This is a genomic window from Stenotrophomonas maltophilia group sp. RY12688 (assembly GCF_052149045.1).
Classification (GTDB): Bacteria; Pseudomonadota; Gammaproteobacteria; order Xanthomonadales; family Xanthomonadaceae; genus Stenotrophomonas; species Stenotrophomonas sepilia.
This window is the reverse complement of record NZ_CP197389.1, coordinates 1077149-1094628: the sequence shown is the minus strand read 5'-3', so window position 1 is coordinate 1094628 and position 17480 is coordinate 1077149. Positions and strand designations below refer to the sequence as shown.

14 protein-coding genes and 2 pseudogenes are annotated in these 17480 nt (G+C 61.1%); 4 read left to right on the top strand and 12 right to left on the bottom strand.

All coding sequences use genetic code 11. The features are described 5' to 3' along the window. The first annotated feature begins 17 nt into the window (after window positions 1–17). Together ACS0OT_RS05070 and ACS0OT_RS05065 are read left to right on the top strand one after the other, a co-directional pair. Window positions 18–884 carry a sugar phosphate isomerase/epimerase family protein gene (locus tag ACS0OT_RS05070; protein WP_164092698.1) on the top strand — a complete coding sequence of 289 codons (867 nt, stop codon included), beginning with the start codon at window positions 18–20 and terminating at the stop codon, window positions 882–884. A gap of 18 nt (window positions 885–902) precedes the next feature. Then, window positions 903–1199, top strand: a complete 297-nt coding sequence (locus ACS0OT_RS05065; protein WP_005415640.1) for a c-type cytochrome — start codon at window positions 903–905, stop codon at window positions 1197–1199. A gap of 10 nt (window positions 1200–1209) precedes the next feature. Here ACS0OT_RS05065 and ACS0OT_RS05060 read toward each other — a convergent pair whose 3' ends face one another. From ACS0OT_RS05060 to ACS0OT_RS05020, 9 genes and pseudogenes are all read right to left on the bottom strand, one after another. Then, on the bottom strand, window positions 1210–1968 hold the full coding sequence (locus ACS0OT_RS05060) for a 3-keto-disaccharide hydrolase (RefSeq protein WP_065186013.1): 759 nt from the start codon (window positions 1966–1968) through the stop codon (window positions 1210–1212). After that, window positions 1968–2543, bottom strand: a complete 576-nt coding sequence (locus ACS0OT_RS05055) for a gluconate 2-dehydrogenase subunit 3 family protein (RefSeq protein WP_005415638.1) — start codon at window positions 2541–2543, stop codon at window positions 1968–1970. Before ACS0OT_RS05055 ends, ACS0OT_RS05060 begins: the two co-directional genes overlap by 1 nt. After that, window positions 2543–4228: a GMC oxidoreductase gene (locus tag ACS0OT_RS05050; RefSeq protein ID WP_442256067.1), complete on the bottom strand. Its 1686-nt coding sequence runs from the start codon at window positions 4226–4228 to the stop codon at window positions 2543–2545. The genes ACS0OT_RS05055 and ACS0OT_RS05050 overlap by 1 nt, the downstream gene beginning before the upstream one ends. Window positions 4229–4255: 27 nt before the next feature. Further along, complete coding sequence (locus tag ACS0OT_RS05045) at window positions 4256–5152, bottom strand: hydroxypyruvate isomerase family protein (RefSeq protein WP_329844054.1); 897 nt, start codon at window positions 5150–5152, stop codon at window positions 4256–4258. Window positions 5153–5663: 511 nt separating this feature from the next. Continuing rightward, window positions 5664–6209 carry an Imm57 family immunity protein gene (locus ACS0OT_RS05040; RefSeq protein WP_196769394.1) on the bottom strand — a complete coding sequence of 182 codons (546 nt, stop codon included), beginning with the start codon at window positions 6207–6209 and terminating at the stop codon, window positions 5664–5666. A gap of 549 nt (window positions 6210–6758) precedes the next feature. After that, window positions 6759–6929 (bottom strand): hypothetical protein, encoded by a 171-nt coding sequence (locus ACS0OT_RS05035; protein WP_196769395.1) that lies wholly within the window; start codon window positions 6927–6929, stop codon window positions 6759–6761. Window positions 6930–7130: 201 nt separating this feature from the next. Continuing rightward, complete coding sequence (locus ACS0OT_RS05030; protein WP_235649504.1) at window positions 7131–7523, bottom strand: tetratricopeptide repeat protein; 393 nt, start codon at window positions 7521–7523, stop codon at window positions 7131–7133. Then, on the bottom strand, window positions 7513–8208 hold the full coding sequence (locus ACS0OT_RS05025; protein WP_442256066.1) for an RHS repeat-associated core domain-containing protein: 696 nt from the start codon (window positions 8206–8208) through the stop codon (window positions 7513–7515). The genes ACS0OT_RS05030 and ACS0OT_RS05025 overlap by 11 nt, the downstream gene beginning before the upstream one ends. Continuing rightward, window positions 8193–9140: pseudogene (locus ACS0OT_RS05020) on the bottom strand (IS5 family transposase); the annotation flags it as partial. The pseudogene ACS0OT_RS05020 and the gene ACS0OT_RS05025, both read right to left, overlap by 16 nt. 216 nt (window positions 9141–9356) lie before the next feature. Here ACS0OT_RS05020 and ACS0OT_RS05015 point away from each other — a divergent pair. Next, window positions 9357–9728, top strand: a pseudogene (locus tag ACS0OT_RS05015) (H-NS histone family protein). A gap of 72 nt (window positions 9729–9800) precedes the next feature. Here ACS0OT_RS05015 and ACS0OT_RS05010 read toward each other — a convergent pair. The 3 genes from ACS0OT_RS05010 to ACS0OT_RS05000 form a co-directional block, all read right to left on the bottom strand. Further along, window positions 9801–10178: a tetratricopeptide repeat protein gene (locus ACS0OT_RS05010; protein WP_180895445.1), complete on the bottom strand. Its 378-nt coding sequence runs from the start codon at window positions 10176–10178 to the stop codon at window positions 9801–9803. 10 nt (window positions 10179–10188) lie between these two features. Further along, window positions 10189–14757, bottom strand: coding sequence for an RHS repeat-associated core domain-containing protein (locus tag ACS0OT_RS05005; protein ID WP_442256065.1), 4569 nt, complete (start codon window positions 14755–14757; stop codon window positions 10189–10191). A 490-nt stretch (window positions 14758–15247) separates the two neighbouring features. Continuing rightward, complete coding sequence (locus tag ACS0OT_RS05000; RefSeq protein WP_164229256.1) at window positions 15248–15814, bottom strand: single-stranded DNA-binding protein; 567 nt, start codon at window positions 15812–15814, stop codon at window positions 15248–15250. Between the two features lie 291 nt (window positions 15815–16105). Here ACS0OT_RS05000 and ACS0OT_RS04995 point away from each other — a divergent pair, with 291 nt between their 5' ends. Next, window positions 16106–17137 (top strand): LacI family DNA-binding transcriptional regulator, encoded by a 1032-nt coding sequence (locus ACS0OT_RS04995; protein ID WP_005415628.1) that lies wholly within the window; start codon window positions 16106–16108, stop codon window positions 17135–17137. Window positions 17138–17480 lie beyond the last annotated feature (343 nt).

Sequence of the window (17480 nt, the reverse complement as noted above, 5' to 3'; positions counted from 1 at the left end):
CCCGGGAGGATCTGTTGATGAACATCCCTGTCCGTAGAACTGCAACCCTCGTCCTGCTGCTGCTCGCAGTCCTGCCCGCCTTCGCAGGGAACACAGCCGGTGCGCAGAAGCCCATCGCCGTGCAGATGTACACGCTGCGCAACGCCGGCCCGCTTGACCAACAGCTGAAGATCGTCCACGACGCGGGCGTGCGTGCGGTGGAAACCGTCGGTACGCAGAATGCAAGCGCTGCGGAACTGAAACAGTTGCTGGACCGTTACTCGATCAAAGCGGTTTCGTCGCACGTTCAGCTGCCCGAGCTGCGCGACAACCTGGATGCCGTGGTGGCCTTCAACCGCTCGATTGGCAACAGCACGCTGGTGGTGCCCTACCTGGACCAGAAGGACCGCCCGCGCGATGCCGCCGGCTGGACCGCATTGGGACGGGAGCTGGGCCGGATTGCCAGGCAGGTGCGCGGCAGGGGGATGCAGCTGGCCTACCACAACCACGACTTCGAGCTGGTCGACTTCAATGGCAGAACCGGACTGGAGCTGCTGTTCGACGCCGCCGGCCCCGAGCTGCAGACCGAACTGGACCTGGCCTGGGTCGCGCGCGCGGGCCTGGACCCGGCCGTGATGCTTGGCAAGTTCCGCGGCCACGTATTTGCGGTACACGCCAAGGACAATGCGCCCAAGGGCCAGGCCGAAGACGAAGGTGGATTCGCTGCGGTCGGCCAGGGCGTGCTGGACTGGAACGCGATCCTGCCAGCCGCCGCCAACGCTGGCGTGCAGTGGTACATCGTCGAACACGACCAGCCACGCGACCCCGCCAAGGTCATCCAGGCCGGCGCGGACTACCTGCGTGAACACCTGACTACCAACCCGCCCACCCGCGCCGACCGCTGACGCATCAAGGAGCCCCACATGAAAATGATCCTGGCAGTGGCCGTGGCTCTGGGCGGCATGAACGTTGCGACGGCAGCGTGGGCCAAGGACGACCCGGCCGCGGGTGCGAAACTCTACGCCCAGCACTGCACTGCCTGCCACGGTGCTGAACGCACCGGTGTACCACCGACGTTCCCGGCGCTCACCGATGTCGGCAAGCGGCTGCAGCCCGCCCAGGTCAAGGACAGGATCAGGAAGGGCGGCGGCCTGATGCCACCCTTCCCGCAGCTGTCACAGCAGGAGATCGATGACATCGCCAGCTACCTGGCGAAGTAGCCGGTGAGCGCTACAGCTCGCGCACCCAGATGTTGCGGTAGCTGACCTTGGAGTCATGTTCCTGCAGATACAGCGGCGCGCACCCATGCGGTGCGTACGAAGGCGCACCGATGTATTCGGTCCTGCCCGCCAGCACGGTGTCGTCCTGTACCAGCACGCCGTTGTGCAGCACGGTGATCCGTGCGGGCGACGTCAGGCCGCCGCCCGGCGAGAAGCGCGGGGCCTTCCAGATGATGTCGTAGACCTGCCACTGGCCCGGTGCGCGCGAGGCGTTCACCCGTGGCATGGCCTGCTTGTAGATGGAACCCGCCTGGCCATTGGCATAGGTCGGGTTGTGGTAACTGTCGAGCACCTGCAGTTCATACAGTTCCTGCAGGAAGATCCCGCTGTTGCCCCGGTTCTGGCCGTCGAAGCCCTTCGTTTCGGTGGGCGTTCGCCACTCGACATGCAGCTGGACATCGCAGAAGCGTTGCCGGGTGCGGATGCCCTTGCTGCCCGGAACAACCGTCATGGCGCCTCCGGCAACCTTCCAGGGCACGCGGCCACCCTGCTCCGCCTCCCACGCGGAGACATCCTTGCCATCGAACAGCACGATCGCATCGGACGGTGCCTTGCCAGGTGGCGTTGCCACGGTCGCGGGCACAGGGGTCCACACTTCGGTCTTCTTCGGGTCACGCACAGCGTCGGCATTATCCTGTGCGAACGCAGATGCAGCGGCCAGCAGGCCGGCGGTGATCAACGCAGGGCGGATCATCAGGTTGGTGTCCATCAGCTGGTCCCCCAGGCAGGTGTGCCGGGGACATAGGCGAGGTCACCGTCGTAGCGCCCCGGCACGGCGACGTACTGCAGCACCCCGGTCGCACCGACCTTGGAGGTGAAGAAGCCGAAGATGGCCAGCTGCTTGATCATCGTGAAGTAATGCGGCATGGCTTCGCCCTCTTCGGGCGTTCCGGTCTCGGTCACGTCTGCGTTGCGCGCCTTGGCTTCGGCATCCAGTGTACGCAGCAACCCGGTGCGCGCCTCCGGCGTGAGCGACACGAAGCGGCCACCGGCGCGCTTGTCGATGTCCGCCAGCCCGGCGCGGAACACCGCCTGCTGCCTGGCGGTGTAGCAGTCGCTGACGAACGTCGCCATGAACGCACCGGCGCCCGCGTCCTTCGCCCCGGGTGTCCGGGTCCGCGGCAGGATGGTTTCGGCAATCTCGTCCAGCGTGCCGATTTCGGCATCGGAGAACGCGGCCATCATCCCGGCCGCTGGTGCTTTGCCATGTACCAGCGCTGGCAGGCCAACCATCGCCGCACCGGTGGCGGCGACGATCATCTTCAGCAGTTCGCGGCGATCCATCACAGGTTCCCCGCTTTCAGTTCGTGTACCGCGTGGTCGGCCGCGCGCGCGGTCAGCGCCATGTAGGTCAGCGACGGATTCACGCAGGCGCTGGAGGTCATGCAGGCACCGTCGGTGACGTACACATTGGGCGCATCCCACACCTGGTTGTGCGCGTTCAACACCGAGCTCTTCCGGTCACGTCCCATACGCGCAGTCCCCATCTCATGGATGCCCTTGCCCGGGGCGTAGTCGTTGTCGTGCATCTTCACGTCCTTGACCCCGGCCGCCTCCAGCATCTCGGCGGCGTCAGCGGCCATGTCCTTGCGCATCGCCAGTTCGTTGGCACGCATGGCAACGTCCATCGCCAGCACCGGCAGCCCCCACTTGTCCTTGCGGTCGCGGTCCAGGCGGATCGTATTGTCGTGGTGCGGCAGCATTTCACCGAACCCGGTCATGCCGATGCGCCAGTCACCCGGCACGGTCAGCGCCTCCTTCAGGTCGGCACCGATGTTCAGCTCGGCGATCTCGCGCGACCAGCCGGTGCGGCTGGCACCGCCCTGGTAGCCGAATCCGCGCAGGTAGCCACGCTTGTCGGCGGCGACATTGCGGAACCGCGGAATGTAGAAGCCGCACGGACGGCGGCCGAAGTAGTACTTGTCTTCGTAGCCCTCGACCCGGCCCGAGGCACCCGCACCGAAATGATGGTCCATCACGTTGTGCCCCAGCTCGCCCGACGAAGAACCCAGCCCCCCCTCCCAGACATCGGTGGCCGAGTTCATCAGCAGCCAGGTCGAGTTGAAGGACGACGCGTTGAGGAAGATGACCTTGGCCGTGTACTGATAGGTCTGCCCGGTCTCGGCGTCGATCACCTCCACGCCACGCGCGCGCTTGCGATCCTTGTCGTAGAGCACTTCCTTGACGATCGAGAACGGCCGCAGGGTCAGGTTGCCGGTCTTCATCGCCGCCGGCAGCGTCGCCGACTGGGTGGAGAAGTAGGCACCAAAGGGACAGCCCAGAATGCACTTGTTTCGATACTGGCAGTTCACGCGCCCCTGCTCGGGCATCGGCTGGGTGATGTTGGCAGTGCGCGAGTGGATCATGTGCCGCGTGCCACCAAAGGCCTTCTTGATCCGTGCGGCCACGTCCTTCTCGACGATGTTCAACGGGATCGGCGGCAGGAACTCACCATCCGGCAGCACGTCCAGTCCCTCGCGCGTGCCGGCGATGCCCGCAAACTTTTCCACATGGTCGTACCACGGCGCGATGTCGGGGTAGCGTATCGGCCAGTCGGTGGCGATGCCGTCCTTGAGATTCGCCTCGAAGTCCAGGTCGGAGAAGCGATAGCTCTGCCGGCCCCACAACAATGAGCGGCCACCGACGTGGTAGCCACGGAACCAGTCGAAACGCTTGGTTTCGATGTAGGGTGAGTCCTGCTCGTTGGCCCACATTCCTTCCAGGTTCTCGGCGAGGCCGTAGTCGCGCATCAGCACCGGAAAAGCGGCCTTCATCGCCTGCGTCGGACGGTTGCGATGCGGGAAATCCCACGCCTCCTTCATCGAATTGACGTAGTCCTTGACGTGCTCGATGTTGCGTCCTCGTTCCAGCATCAGGACCTTCAGGCCCTTCTCGGTCAGCTCTTTTGCCGCCCAACCGCCACTGATTCCTGAGCCAACAACGATGGCGTCGTAGTGATTATCTGCCATGGGTCTCTCACCTGGGTGGATATCGTTTCAGACGTCGCAGAGGCGGATCGCCTCGCGTAATGAAGCAACGGCATCGGGCGCGGCAGGCATGAACTCCTGCGCCAGATACCCCTTGAAACCGGTGTCGCGGATCGCGCGACAGATGGCCGGATAGTTCAGCTCCTGCCGGTCCCCGATCTCGTTCCGGCCGGGCACGCCTGCGGTGTGGTAATGCTTGAAGCAGGCGTGGTGTTTCCCGATGGTGGCGATGATGTCGCCTTCCATGATCTGCATGTGGTAGATGTCGTAGAGCAGGCCGAAGTTGTCCGAGCCGAGCCGCTGGCACAGCTCCACGCCCCAGGCAGAGTGGTCGCACAGGTAGTCGCGATGATCGACCCTGGAGTTCAGCAGTTCCATCACCAGCACCACACCGCGCTTCTCGGCATGCCCGAGGATGCGCTTGAGGCCGGCCTCGGCATTGGCCATGCCGTCCTGCGGGTCCATACCGTTGCGGTTGCCGGAGAAGCAGATGAGGTTGCGGTAGCCGGCATCGGCGACCAGGTCGATGTGCCGCGTGTAGCGCTCCACCAGCGGGTCGTGGAATTCGCGGCCGGCAAAGCCCTTGGTCAGGCCCAGCTCCGCGCCATTGCACATCGAGCTGTAGACGCCGTTCGCCTTCAGCGTGGGCCAGTCTTCCGGGCCGACCAGGTCGATGGCGGCGAAGCCGATGTCCTTCACCGTCGTGCAGAGCTGGGCGACCGACAGCTGCGGGAAGGTCCAACGCGCCACGGAGTGCTTCAGGTTGCCCTTGAGCGCTGCGGTGGCGGCGAATGCAGGCAACGCTCCCGCAGTACCCAGGGCTACGCCTCCAGCAACCGCCATGCGCAACGCATCACGCCGCGTGAGGCCCGTCGCCGGAGCCGGTCTGATCGAATGGATGGACATCCACCTGCCGGCCTCCCAACCGGTATCAAACGCAACGATTCACAGCAATGCAATCGATTGCACCATAGGGGATGAAATTGGATGCTTGCAAGTTGCGGTGCACGAAAATTGATGCTGCGAAGCACAATGCCAACGACATCGCGCAGAAAGAAAAGCCCCGCATTGGCGGGGCTTTCTTTTCTAACCAGATCAGTCGCCTGAGATGAAATCTACTGGCTTTTTTCTCAAGCGAGCGAGCAAAGTCAGTAGAACTTCGATGCCCCGAGCCAAGGCATTGGCCCTATTCTCAGAGGCATTGAATGATCACCGGGCGTTCGTAGCCTCACGAACCATATCAGCCAGTTCCTGGATGTCTTCGTTCTGCATCCGGGTGCACCCCACCGCCAGGGCCCAGCCCTGCCTCGGAGCCGGCGGATTGCAGAACTGTATAGCTCGCGACGTCGAGCGACATTAGTCAACCAAGCCAAGGCTTCGCGAATCACGTACGCATCAGCTTTTTCCGACGACCGACTCAGAAGCCGTCACATTCACCGCCTGCATTGGCTAGCCGGACAGCTTCACGCAGGGATCGCTGGATGTCCGCCACTGAGCTGCAAATATTCTCGGGCGCCACGTCGAACTTTGCAGCGCCGGCCCGACGTTTGAAAGCAGCAAGTTCGGACATGCATTGCCCTGCCAGCTTTTTGGCATCCAGCTTCGACGCGGCCTGAACCGTTGAATTGCCATGCGCGGCGAGGTAGCACTTGTAGTCCTCGGAAAGCGCTCCATCCATACGAAATCGCGACAGCTCAACCAAGTGCCGAGGAGCGGCAGCACTCCTGCTGCCCCCTATCAAGGCGAGACCAAGCTCAGCACCGTCTGCTCCTACACAAGCATATGGCGTCTGAGAGCACAGTGACTTGCTCTCGGAACTTTTGTGCACCACCAGCGAGGCAAGAATAGAGTGTTCGGCCATCTCAATGTCCGCCGCGAGTCTCTCTGCAAGCGGCCGCGCGGACACGGAAGACCCAAGCAGAACGCAAAGGATGAGGCACGAAATTTGCGCAGTGGTATTCATCGGCTCACCAGAAACGTGGGGGAAGACGGACCAAAAGGCGTTTGCACAGCTGTGTGACCTTATCAGGGATCTGCCAAATGTATTGGTTCCTTGAGCGGGCTCCAAGGCTCGGCCATTGGGCTTGCTTTGGTGAAGAACAGCGCAATTGGGCATAGGCCCGCGGTGACCGTGTCCGCAGGATCTGCGACAGTCCCGCGCCAGTTCGCCAGGCTTATGGCCGTCCTTCGCACGCCGTCATCAAGACCCGCCGAGACCCTGCACAGATCCATAGTCGAAACGGGCCGATGCTGATGATTGCCTCCCCGGCCAGCGATGGACTCGAGCAGACTTCTTCCCGTACTGCTCTCCGTTCTCAAATCTGATTAGCTCAGATGTTTCGTCCCTCATCCATCAACATCTCGCCGTAGGTAGAAGGCTGGGGCACGACCGGATACTGCCAAACGAAAAAAGCCCCCATTCATAAAGATGGGGACCTCTATCAACACTAAAAGTGTCCAGTAGGAATCAGAGCGGTTGTGACTACCAAACGTGTAAACAAATCCTCGCTGGTCAAGCAAGACAGGCGTTCTGTTCGATTGAGCCTGTTCGAACGTAGTCATCTGCACTCGTCAGGTGCACCCGCCAGTCAAGAGCATCGACACAGCCCGGCAGGCGCGCGCCAGGGATATCCCCGCCTTCTAGCCATTCCTTTACTTCATCCAGGCCCAAGAACTTCGCCATCCTCATCATCCAAACCAAGGCAACGCCTGCCTTGGGACGAATCAAAAATAATGTACTCGCGCAAAAGCTTGAGAAATTCATCGAAGACAACGCTGCCAGCCACGCACGGCTGGGAGAGCAACCTCATCAAGGCGTAGAGCTCGTGACGTCGAGCGAAAGTAATCGATCAAGCCAAGGCTTCGCGATTAGCGAACGCGTCAGCTATTCGTCTTCGTCACCTGCAGCCTCAACGATATCGTTGATGAACTGAAGGGCCCTGCGATGCTCTTCGAGGACTGCGTCATGGGCGGGTACACCAGGACAAGCAATCTTGGAGAAGGCATGAATGACCTCCTTAGCTTCCTCATATCGTTCCAGCCGAAGCAGGCAGTCCACGAGTCCAGACGCGACCAACACATCGCGAGGACGAAGCTTCTCAAGCGCACGAAGCGCCCAGAGGGACAACTCCGCATCATCGCTCCGAAAACCAATCCCAACAAGAAACAACCACGCGACCGCACTAGCGGGATCGCGCCTTACAAGATCCAAAAGGTGGTGACGCGCGCCATTGTCGTCACCCGCCTCAAGCATCTTGGTAATTTCATTAATATCCATCAAGGTCGCTCTGCTTCATTAACTTCTGACACCGATAGGGAACGCACCCAAGCATGCAGCGTGCCAAGTTCCCACCCCAGACGCCCGGCTGATCGAAATCAACCTTAGCGCGCGTGCAGGTAGTCTTACAGCCCTGAATATGGCTTTGGCAGTCAGCAATGAAGTCATCGTCATCCCCGTCGGCACACGCAGATCTGATCAATGCAACAGCCATCCGCGACGCTGGGCTATTCGGATTCAGAATGCCGTTCGGACCTGCCCCCAACATCTCACCCACCTTAACGGCATTTCTGAGGCTATCGCTGTTGATCTTTGGGCCAAAACCCCAGTTACCGTTCGGGTTGCTGAGGTCTGTCCCATTGTACGCCCCAACGGCACCCGGGCCGCCCGTGACCGCGGGGGGCGGGGGCAGCAAAGGAATTGCCTGCATCCCATCGGGGTCAATCGAGGTAAGCGGGTTGCCCTTCACGTAGCCATAGGTGCTGATTCCCCCCTGCAATCCGAGCGGGTCTGACGTCACGAAGCGGCCACTGGCGGGATCGTAGTCACGCTGAAGGTTGTAGTGAAGGCCGCTCTCAGCGTCGTATCGCTGCCCAGGGAAGCACATCGCGAACTCAAACAGCGTGCCATCCTGGTCCGGATCCTCGTTTGGTGCCGTCGCACCGAACGCTTCCTGGCCATCCACAGATTGCCCAGTGCAAACAGCATCATCAGGCGATCGGTGTTCTTCTGCAGGCCCCGGTAGCGCACTTTGGCGTAGCCAAACTGCTGTTTGATCACTCGAAACGGATGTTCCACTTCCGTCCGCACGCTGGCTTCGATCTTCTCGGCCTCATCCAGCAGCTGGTGCTGTGTCTGCTTGAGGTCCAGTGCCTTGCGCTTGCCTGGGCGCATGGCCGCGTGCTATTTCGCCTTGCTGCCCTGCAGTTCCTGGCGCTTGTCCACGCCTTGGTAGCCCGCATCGCCCCACGCATGCTTTTCCTTACCGTGCAGCAAGCCCACTGCCTGCGTCACGTCGTTGACGTTGGCCGCCGTGCCAATGACGGTATGCACCAGGCCTGTGTCGGCATCCACGCCAATGTGCGCCTTCATGCCGAAGTACCACTGATTGCCCTTCTTGGTCTGGTGCATTTGCGGATCGCACTGCCCATCCTTGTTCTTGGTCGAGCTGGGCGCGGCAATGAGGGTGGCATCGACAATGGTGCCGGTCTTGAGCATCAAGCCTTGCTGAGCCAGGCCGGTGTTGATTGCAGCCAGTATCTGCGGGGCCAGCTGGTGTTTTTCCAGCAGATGGCGAAAACGCAAGATGGTGGTTTCATCAGGCATGCGTGCTGCGCCATCAAGGCCGGCAAAGCGCCGATACAGCGGCCGCTCGTGCAGTTCTTCCCCCATCGCAGGATCACTCAGGTTCCACCACAGTTGCAGGCAGTGAATGCGCAACATGGGCTCAATGGGAAACGGCGGGCGCCCGCCCAAGACTCGGTGCGCACCGCGAGCGAACGGGGCAATGAGGGCCACCAGTGCTGCCCAGGGCACAACCCGGTTCATTTCGTCGAGAAAGACTTGCTTGCGGGTCTTCTTGGGCAGTGGGTCCAAGCTCAGGGTGATTTGATCCATAGAGCAATTGTCATGGATGCTTGACGTTAATTACAGATCTGCCAGGGGAGGTTTTGCAGACTTTCCCTAAGCGACCCAGGCAAGTTCTACCCGTAGATCTGCAACTGTTGCCTGGGCCTTACCGAATTCTGAAGGAGGGCTTGGGCGCCCCTGCGAGCGTTCGCATCGGATTCCATTTGGAATTACCCTAAAGCCCTCACCGCTCGGATCAAACAGATGACCATTGATGTCAGCGGCCTGTTGGCCAAAGAACTCAAAGCCCTCATCACTCAGGCAGAAAAACAGCAAACCAAAGTGCTGACTCGGCCCAAAGCCGCAGCCATGCGAGCTAAGATCAACAAATAAGTCAAGGATCATGCTTACACGATAGAGGAGTTGTATGCCCTCCCCTCAGCAGCGACGGCAGACAAGCCAAAGAATGCAAAAGGTCGGAAAATCACCCAAAGCCGTAAGTTGGGCAAGGTGGCTCCGAAGTATCGCAATCCGGCGAATCCTGAAGAGACCTGGACTGGGCGCGGAAGGCAGCCTAAGTGGATGGCCCTGCTGGTTGCTAAGGGAGCATCGCCTCAAGATTTCCTGATTAGTTAATCCTGCCACCAACCAAGGCGGCCGGCTACTGCATTGCATGCAGCCGGCCGATGAATGACGCAGGACCAGCTGTCAGGGTGAGCCTGAGCTCCTGTCTATAGCCTCAAGTCTATCGTTGATGAACTGAAGTGCTCTGCGATGTTCTTGCAGCACGGTATCGTGAGCAGGAATTCCAGGAACGGCTGCATCCGAAAAGGCGCGAATGACCTCCTTCGCCTCGCCATAGCGCTCCAGCTGAATCAAACAGTCCACCAACCCAGAAACAACGAACGCATCACGCGGTCGGGTTTTTTCAAGCTGGCGCAACGCTTGCAGCGATAGATTCGCGTCATTTGTTCGAAAACCGAGGCCGACCAACAATAGCCAAGCGCGCTCGGAAGAGGGATCACGCTCAACGATCTCCAACAGTTGCTTACGAGCACCATCCAAGTCGCCCGACTCCAGCAGCAACTTGGCACTCCTAATATCCATTGACATCGCTCTCCTTGATCAAGTCTTGACAGCGGTGCGGGACGCAGCCGGTCATGCAACGAACGAAGCTTCCCCCCCACACACCAGGCTGTCTGAAGTCACCGCCTGCGCGCGTGCATGTCACTTTGCAGGCTTGAATGTGCTCTTGGCAGTCTGCCTCGAGATCATCCTCCCCATCCGCACATGCCGACCGAATCAACGCAACCGCCATCTTGGACGCGGAACTCTGCGGGTTCAGGATACCATTCGGTCCAAGAAGACCGTTTGGCCCAACCCCCAGCATCTCACCCGCCTTAAGGGCATTACTAAGGCTATCGCTGTTGATCTTTGGACCAAAATCCCAATTGCCGTTCGGATTGCTGAGGTCGCCCCCATTGTACGCCCCAACGGCACCCGGGGCGCCCGTGACCACGGGGGGCGGGGGCAGCAAAGGAATTGCCAGCATCCCATCCGGGTCAACCGAGGTGAGAGGGTTGCCCTTCACGTAGCCATAGGTGCTGATTCCCCCCTGCAATCCGAGCGGGTCTGACGTCACGAAGCGGCCACTGGCGGGATCGTAGTCACGCTGAACGTTGTAGTGAAGGCCGCTTTCAGCGTCGTATCGCTGCCCAGGGAAGCGCATCGCGAACTCAAACAGCGTGCCGTCCTGGTCCGGATCCTCGTTTGGTGCCGTCGCACCGAACGCTTCCCCCTTCAGATCCCAACTCCAAACTGCGACGTCACGGGCTGGGTCAACGACAACGCGAGGGGTGCCCAGATGATCCGGCTGAACGTAGTAGAGCGCGCTACCCTTCAGCAATCCGACAGGCAGGTTGTCCAACCAAATCACCTGCTGACGCGCAATACCCGCCTGGTCGTATTCCCCCAGCCATTGCCCGCGCTCATCGTAGAGACTCAGCGCTGAGGCATCTCCGGCCTTACGGGCGATCTGCTGGCCAAGATCGTTGTAATGGTATTCCGCAGCAACCGTGCCGTTTCGCTTCACGGCACTCAGGCGTCCCATTGCATTGTAAGCAAACTCCCGTTCCACGCCTTGGATCGAAAGCGTATTGCCAGCCGCATCGTAGGCACGCGACACGCCCCCGACGCTTTGCAGGCGATGACTGTCTGACGGATAGACGTAGGCTTGATCAACTCCATTGACCTTCGCGGACGTGCGATTGCCCGTGGCGTCGTAGGTGTAGCTGTCGATGATCGAGCCAGTCGCCGCATCCTTGAAGGCAGTCAGTCGGCTCAATGCGTCATAGGTCAGCGATACGGACGTTGCCCCAGTCCCTCCGGAGGTGAGGCCGGTCAACTCGCCCACGGCACTGAACGAGAAGGCTGCATTCAGTGCTCCCGAGCCACTGCCGATCAACGCTGACGGACGGTAATCCTGGTCAACGTCTCGCGCCAGCGTACGCCCGTTGCCGTAGGCCCAGCCCGCAGTGGGGCCGAAGGGATGGCGCTTTGCACTGGAAAGCAACACGACACGAGCAGCCCCCGGTCGCGTCACGCCGATCTCGGTGACCATGCCGGCTGCATCTCGCTTGTAGTCCGCCACCATTCCGTCAGGATAGGTGACAGAACGAAGTCGGCCAGCATTGGTATAGGCATAGCTGACGCCTACGCTCGGCCCCGATGACGTCTGCACCTTGCGCGTCACATTGCCGGCGCGATCGTAGCAATACTGGGTTTTAGCGCCGTCATCCTGCATGGATGAGAGCCGCCCGCTTGCAAACGACTCACCAGCTGAGCAGATGTCCTCGACTTGGTCATACACGTATGACGCAACAATCGCTTGGTCCCCATAAACCTTGCGCACCACGCGTCCCAGGGCATCGTATGTGTAGCTGCTAGCCGTGCCATTGGCGTCAACCTGCTTCGCCGGCTGCCCTGCACTGTTGTAACTGGCAGTGGTTGCGCCCGTGTCAGGACTCTGGCGGCTCAACAAGTCGCCCAGCCCTGAATAGCCGTAAATGGTCGCCAGGCCTTTGGGATCGACCACCTTGGTGGTCCGGCCTTCGACGTCATACTCGTATCGCGTCTCGACCGCCATTCCGGAAACGTCCTGAAGCACCCTGCTGGGCCTTCCATAGGGATCGTAGTCAAACTGCGTCTTGCGCTTCAGGGCATCGGTGATGAGCTGGACGTTGTTCGCCAGGTCATACGTAAAGTCGGTTGAATTCCCCGCTGCCGTCTTCTGGGACACCAGTTGCCCCAACTTGTTGTAAACGCGAGAGAGCGAACGCTTCAGTCCACCACCTGCGTCGAACACCTCCTCTTTGGTGCGATTGCCTGCCACATCGAGGGTGTAGCGAATGTGGTTCCCGGCCCCGTCATTGATCTGGACGAGACGGTGCGCATCATCGTAGGTGTAGCTGAGGGATACTCCATCGGGGTCAACAAGCGATGCGACATTACCTGTCGCATCATAGGAAAGGGAGGTCACTCGATCGTTGGTAGACGCAGCTCCGTCCACGCTGTTCCGCGCAGTTATCGAGGTGAGCTTGCCTCGAGTGGAATAGCCAAAATCATGGATCGTGCCGGTCGCGTCTCGAAGGCGGCTGACACGTCCATTTCGGTCGTAGGCCAGCCGTGTCGTCACTTGACCGAGAGCATTGATCTCGGACTGAAGGTCACCAGCGCGGTGGCAGGAGCCCCCGAGAACGCCGCAACCCGACTCATCCGCGGTCAGGTAGTAGCTGTACCTGGTAACGTCCTGAACATCGGACCGCGGCCCGTCTTCGGCAAGGACAAGACCGACTTGCGGGCATTGGGTGGCATCCACCGCCGAGCAGTAGGCGGCGGTCCATTGACGAACCCCAGCGGGCGCATTGGTCGCAGCTCCGCACGCATACCCGACCGCAGCCGAATTGGCAGGATCCACCTCGCACCGCGCGACCTCCAGGCCCAACGCGTTGTACTTCCATGAACTGCTGGAAACGGCCACGCCCGCAGAGTTCTTTACCACCCGACTCAGGGGCAAACGGAGTGCGCTATCCCACGTGGTCGTCGTGGTGCGCTGCTGTGGGGTGTCGGCGGCGTCAACCTGTTCGGCCAGTAGCCCGTCTGCCGTGTACGTGGTCCTTGTGGTGATTCCCTTGAAGTCCGTGACCGACGCCGGGTAGCCGTTCGTGTCATAGGTCATGGCTTTGTAGGGTTGGTTGCACTGGTCGCCACAGGGGGCCGAACCGCCCGCGGGCATCAAACGCCCCTTTCCTGTATCCACGAAGCCCAACTTGGAAGTGGCTCCGAGCGGCCCCTTGACGGTTACTGGCAGCGTTCCCTTCCAGGTGGAAGCGGCGTAGTCCAAGGTTGTGGTATCAACTCCGCCAGCGAACTCTGCGTGATAGGCGCGATGGTTGTAGTCGAACTTTATGGTCTCGTAACGGACGCCTTTCTCATCCACAATTCCTGTGAGGAAGGACGTGCCTGCGACAGTGGGACTGTTTGCTGTTTCGTTGTAGATGTAGCCCTTGCTTGTGGTATCCGGATAGGTCACCGAGGCAAGCTGTCCTGCGGGGTTGTAGCCAAACGTTTGCGATGCACCGTCTGGCAACATCATCGTGGTCAAACGCGATGATGCATCATACTTAAAGTTCAAGGTGCGCCCGCTGACGTCGCCAACAGTCAACAGGAGCCCAGCGACTGGCGCTACGTCTGCCGGCGTGGTTGCGTCTGAATACTGCAAGGACAGAAGCTTCCTGCCTGCAGAGTCATAGACCTCCTTCAGCAAGCCTGTTGCATCGTAGATTTCGGTCTGGCGGTTGGCCGCTAACTGCAATGCATAGCCAGTGCCCGCCTCTCGATCGACGAGCACGTCTGCGACATCAGCATCGACGATCCAGCCGCTCGGGGTTCGAGTGAACAGCTCTGAACTGCCATCCGGCCGAATGGCACGGATGAACGTGCGGTCTCCGGCCGCTCCCGTGGTGGGTGCAAGCACTTCGAGTCGCCGATCAAAAAGATGGCGCCACTGACGACCCAAAGAAGAACCCGGGGCACGAGCAGAACTGTTGTAGAACCGCCGGAACATCAGGCCTGACGGAGACTCGAAGTCCGTTTCCTGCCGATAGAAGTTGCCAGTGGAGGTATTGATCGGATCACCCTCAAACGGGCTTCCTGGATCACGGGCGTTAGCCTTTGAAGCACTGTCAGCAGCACCTCGAGCACCAGTTCCATCGGTAGCGGAGCCAAGCCCGGCCGAACAACGCTTCTGGCACCCGCCGAAGTTCTTCTGGGGCTGTCCAATCAGTATCTCGGAAGCAAAAACGTTGTCACTAACACTTCCATTGACGTAGATCGTCGCAGCCCAGCCGTCGGTGCCGTATCGCACCGTGACAACGGGCGGCTTGGTGCACTTGGGGTCCTGTTGGCAAGGGGCTTGGATCTTCCCAACCAGGAAATTGACCGCAGCACCGATGCTCTCAAACGAGCCAACCCCGCGAAACGACTGGACCTTGTAGGGAGGACCGTAGTAGGTGGCTGCACTTGCCGTCGATGTGCCGCCTAATGCCAGGCAGAAGGAGAGAATCGCGGCAGCCTTGTGACTGCGCAGGGGCATTGCAAATGCCATTGGTACACGCTCCATGTGAAATACAGCTGGCAAGTCCGGCCAAAGGACTCCATCCGACATCAATCCTTAATGCGCGGAACGAACATCTTCTCTCCCCCAACCTTGCTGGGGATGGGCAAATCCTAGAGCAAGCTAATGACAGATTTTGTGCGACAAGACAAGCTTTGAAGAAGCACACCGCAATTGAGCATAGGCCCGCGGTAACCGTGTCCACAGAGTATGCGACAGCCCCGCGCCAGCTCGTTAGGCTTATGCCTGTCCTTCGCACGCCGTATCAAGACCCGCCGAAGCCATGCACCAGCGATGGGTTCGAGCAGACGGCTTTCCCGTGCCGCTCTCCATTCTGATTCGCTATGGTGTGTCGCCAGTCATCCATCAACACCCTGCCGCAAGTAGATGGTTAGATCACGGCCGGATTCTGCCTAACGAAAAAAAGCCCCCATCCACAACGATGAGGGCCTCTATCAACACTAAAACCGTCAAGTAGGAATCAGAACGGAATATCGTCGTCAGCAAAGTCGTCCATCGGCGGCGCCTGCTGCGGCTGCGGACGCTGGTTGCCGCCCTGGTTGCCGTAACCGCCACCCTGGTTGCCGCCCTGGTTTCCATAGCCACCGCCCTGGCCGCCACGCTGGCCACCGCCGCCATACTCCTGGCGCGGCGCCTGCTGGCGCTGCGGACGATCGCCGCCGTAGTTGCCGCCACCACCGCCGCCGCCTTCACCGCGGCCGCCCAGCATCTGCATTTCATCGGCGATGATATCGGTGGAGTACTTCTCCACGCCGTCCTGGCCGGTGTACTTGTCGTAACGCAGGCTGCCTTCGACGTAGACCGAGCTGCCCTTGCGCAGGTACTCGCCGGCGATCTCGCCGAGCTTGCCGAAGAACACCACGCGGTGCCATTCGGTGCGCTCCTGCTGGTTGCCATCCTTGTCCTTGCGGACGCTGGTGGTGGCCAGGCTGATGCGGGTGATCGCCATGCCGCCCTGGGTGTACTTCACGTCCGGGTCGTTGCCGAGATTGCCGACCAGGATGACTTTATTGATGCCGCGCGCCATAGGTACCTTCGTCCGTTGTCCAAGGGCAGACCGCCAGTGATAGCACAGCCCCGGGCGGGGTGCAGTACGCTGGGCCGCCCCTGGTGAAATTTTGGGGAATGCGAGAACGACGCATCTTACCATTGCCGCCGCCGTCCGCCCGGTCAGGAGACCCCGACCGCACCGAAGGGTCAGGCTGATTTCCTTGTCCGGCAATGACTTACCTTCGCCCCGACCGACGTCCAGAGAGGCATTCGCGTCTGCGCATGGCATCATGCCCGGGCACCTTCCACCTGCCCGCTCCGCCCGCCCATGACGATCAAAGGCAAAGCCACCTCCCTGGACATCGCCCACCTGGCCGGGGTCTCCCAGCCGACCGTGTCGCGGGCCCTGCGTGGCAGCCCGATGGTCAACGCCGAGACCCGCGAGCGCATCCTGCGCATCGCCCGCGAGCTGAATTACAAGGTCGACAAGAACGCCTCCAGCCTGCGCCTGCGCAATGCCGGCACGCTGGCCCTGCTGTTCTTCGAGGACCCGACCAACGACGATTCGCTGATCAACCCGTTCTTCCATTCGATGCTGGGCTCGATCACCCGCGCCTGCGCCCTGCACGGGCAGGACCTGCTGGTGTCGTTCCAGCAGCTGTCCACCGACTGGCAGGCCGATTACGAAGACAGCAACAAGGCCGACGGCATCATCCTGCTCGGCTACGGCGACTACCACGAATCGCGCGACCGCCTGCAGCGGCTGGTTGAACAGGGCACGCACTTCGTGCGCTGGGGCGCCGCCCTGCCCGGCCAGCCCGGTGTCTCGATCGGCAGCGACAACTTCCAGGGCGGGCATGACATCACCACCCACCTGTTGCTGCAGGGCTGCCAACGCATCGCTTTCCTCGGCCATGCCTCCAGCCATTACCCCGAATTCCAGGAGCGCTACCGCGGCCATGTCGCGGCGCTGCAGGACCACGGCCTGGCCGCCGAACCGGCGCTGCAGCACGATGCGATCACCACCGAGGCCTCCGGCCAGGAGGCCTGCCAGGCGCTGCTGGCGCGCGGCGAGCCGATCGACGCGATCTGCGCCGCCAGCGACCTGATCGCCATCGGTGCGATGCGCGCCCTGCGCGAGGCCGGACTGCGGGTGCCGCAGGACGTGGCGGTGACCGGCTTCGACGATATCCCGCTGGCCGCCTCGGTGTCCCCGGCGCTGACCACGGTGCAGCAGGACACCAAGCAGGCCGGGCAGCTGCTGGTGGAGCGCCTGCTGACGCTGATCGGCCGGCAGCCGGTGGACAGCCAGAGCATCCCGGTGAAGCTGGTCGTGCGCGAATCATCCCTGCGCGGGTAGGCGCCGCTGGGCCGGCGCTCCGGCCAACGCACGATGGCGGGATTCTCCCCCCATGACCAACGGCGGATGACGCCTGCCTGCTCGTAAGCGATAAACACGACGCACGTGTGGCATATCGGTGGCACCCCTCCTGAACTGCCAGCTGGTGGTCGAACGGGAGCCCATCGCATGCGATCCGGTGTTGCAGCCCTGCGCCTGCAGGACATCCGCGAAGATCGGTGATCTCTGGGACATGTCCTATAGGACGTTGCAGCTGCACGTCCCAGAGTTTCAGCCTTCAAGGCCGGCAACCCGATTTCAGGTCGCCCGGTCGATTCCACCTCGGTCCGCCTCTTCTCCTGGA

Bases quoted from the DNA above. Each gene is read 5' to 3' on its own strand.
- ACS0OT_RS05070 (WP_164092698.1), top strand. From the start codon at position 18: ATGAACATCCCTGTCCGTAGAACTGCAACCCTCGTCCTGCTGCTGCTC.
- ACS0OT_RS05065 (WP_005415640.1), top strand. From the start codon at position 903: ATGAAAATGATCCTGGCAGTGGCCGTGGCTCTGGGCGGCATGAACGTT.
- ACS0OT_RS05060 (WP_065186013.1), bottom strand. From the start codon at position 1,968: ATGGACACCAACCTGATGATCCGCCCTGCGTTGATCACCGCCGGCCTG.
- ACS0OT_RS05055 (WP_005415638.1), bottom strand. From the start codon at position 2,543: ATGGATCGCCGCGAACTGCTGAAGATGATCGTCGCCGCCACCGGTGCG.
- ACS0OT_RS05050 (WP_442256067.1), bottom strand. From the start codon at position 4,228: ATGGCAGATAATCACTACGACGCCATCGTTGTTGGCTCAGGAATCAGT.
- ACS0OT_RS05045 (WP_329844054.1), bottom strand. From the start codon at position 5,152: ATGTCCATCCATTCGATCAGACCGGCTCCGGCGACGGGCCTCACGCGG.
- ACS0OT_RS05040 (WP_196769394.1), bottom strand. From the start codon at position 6,209: ATGAATACCACTGCGCAAATTTCGTGCCTCATCCTTTGCGTTCTGCTT.
- ACS0OT_RS05035 (WP_196769395.1), bottom strand. From the start codon at position 6,929: ATGGCGAAGTTCTTGGGCCTGGATGAAGTAAAGGAATGGCTAGAAGGC.
- ACS0OT_RS05030 (WP_235649504.1), bottom strand. From the start codon at position 7,523: ATGGATATTAATGAAATTACCAAGATGCTTGAGGCGGGTGACGACAAT.
- ACS0OT_RS05005 (WP_442256065.1), bottom strand. From the start codon at position 14,757: ATGGCATTTGCAATGCCCCTGCGCAGTCACAAGGCTGCCGCGATTCTC.
- ACS0OT_RS05000 (WP_164229256.1), bottom strand. From the start codon at position 15,814: ATGGCGCGCGGCATCAATAAAGTCATCCTGGTCGGCAATCTCGGCAAC.
- ACS0OT_RS04995 (WP_005415628.1), top strand. From the start codon at position 16,106: ATGACGATCAAAGGCAAAGCCACCTCCCTGGACATCGCCCACCTGGCC.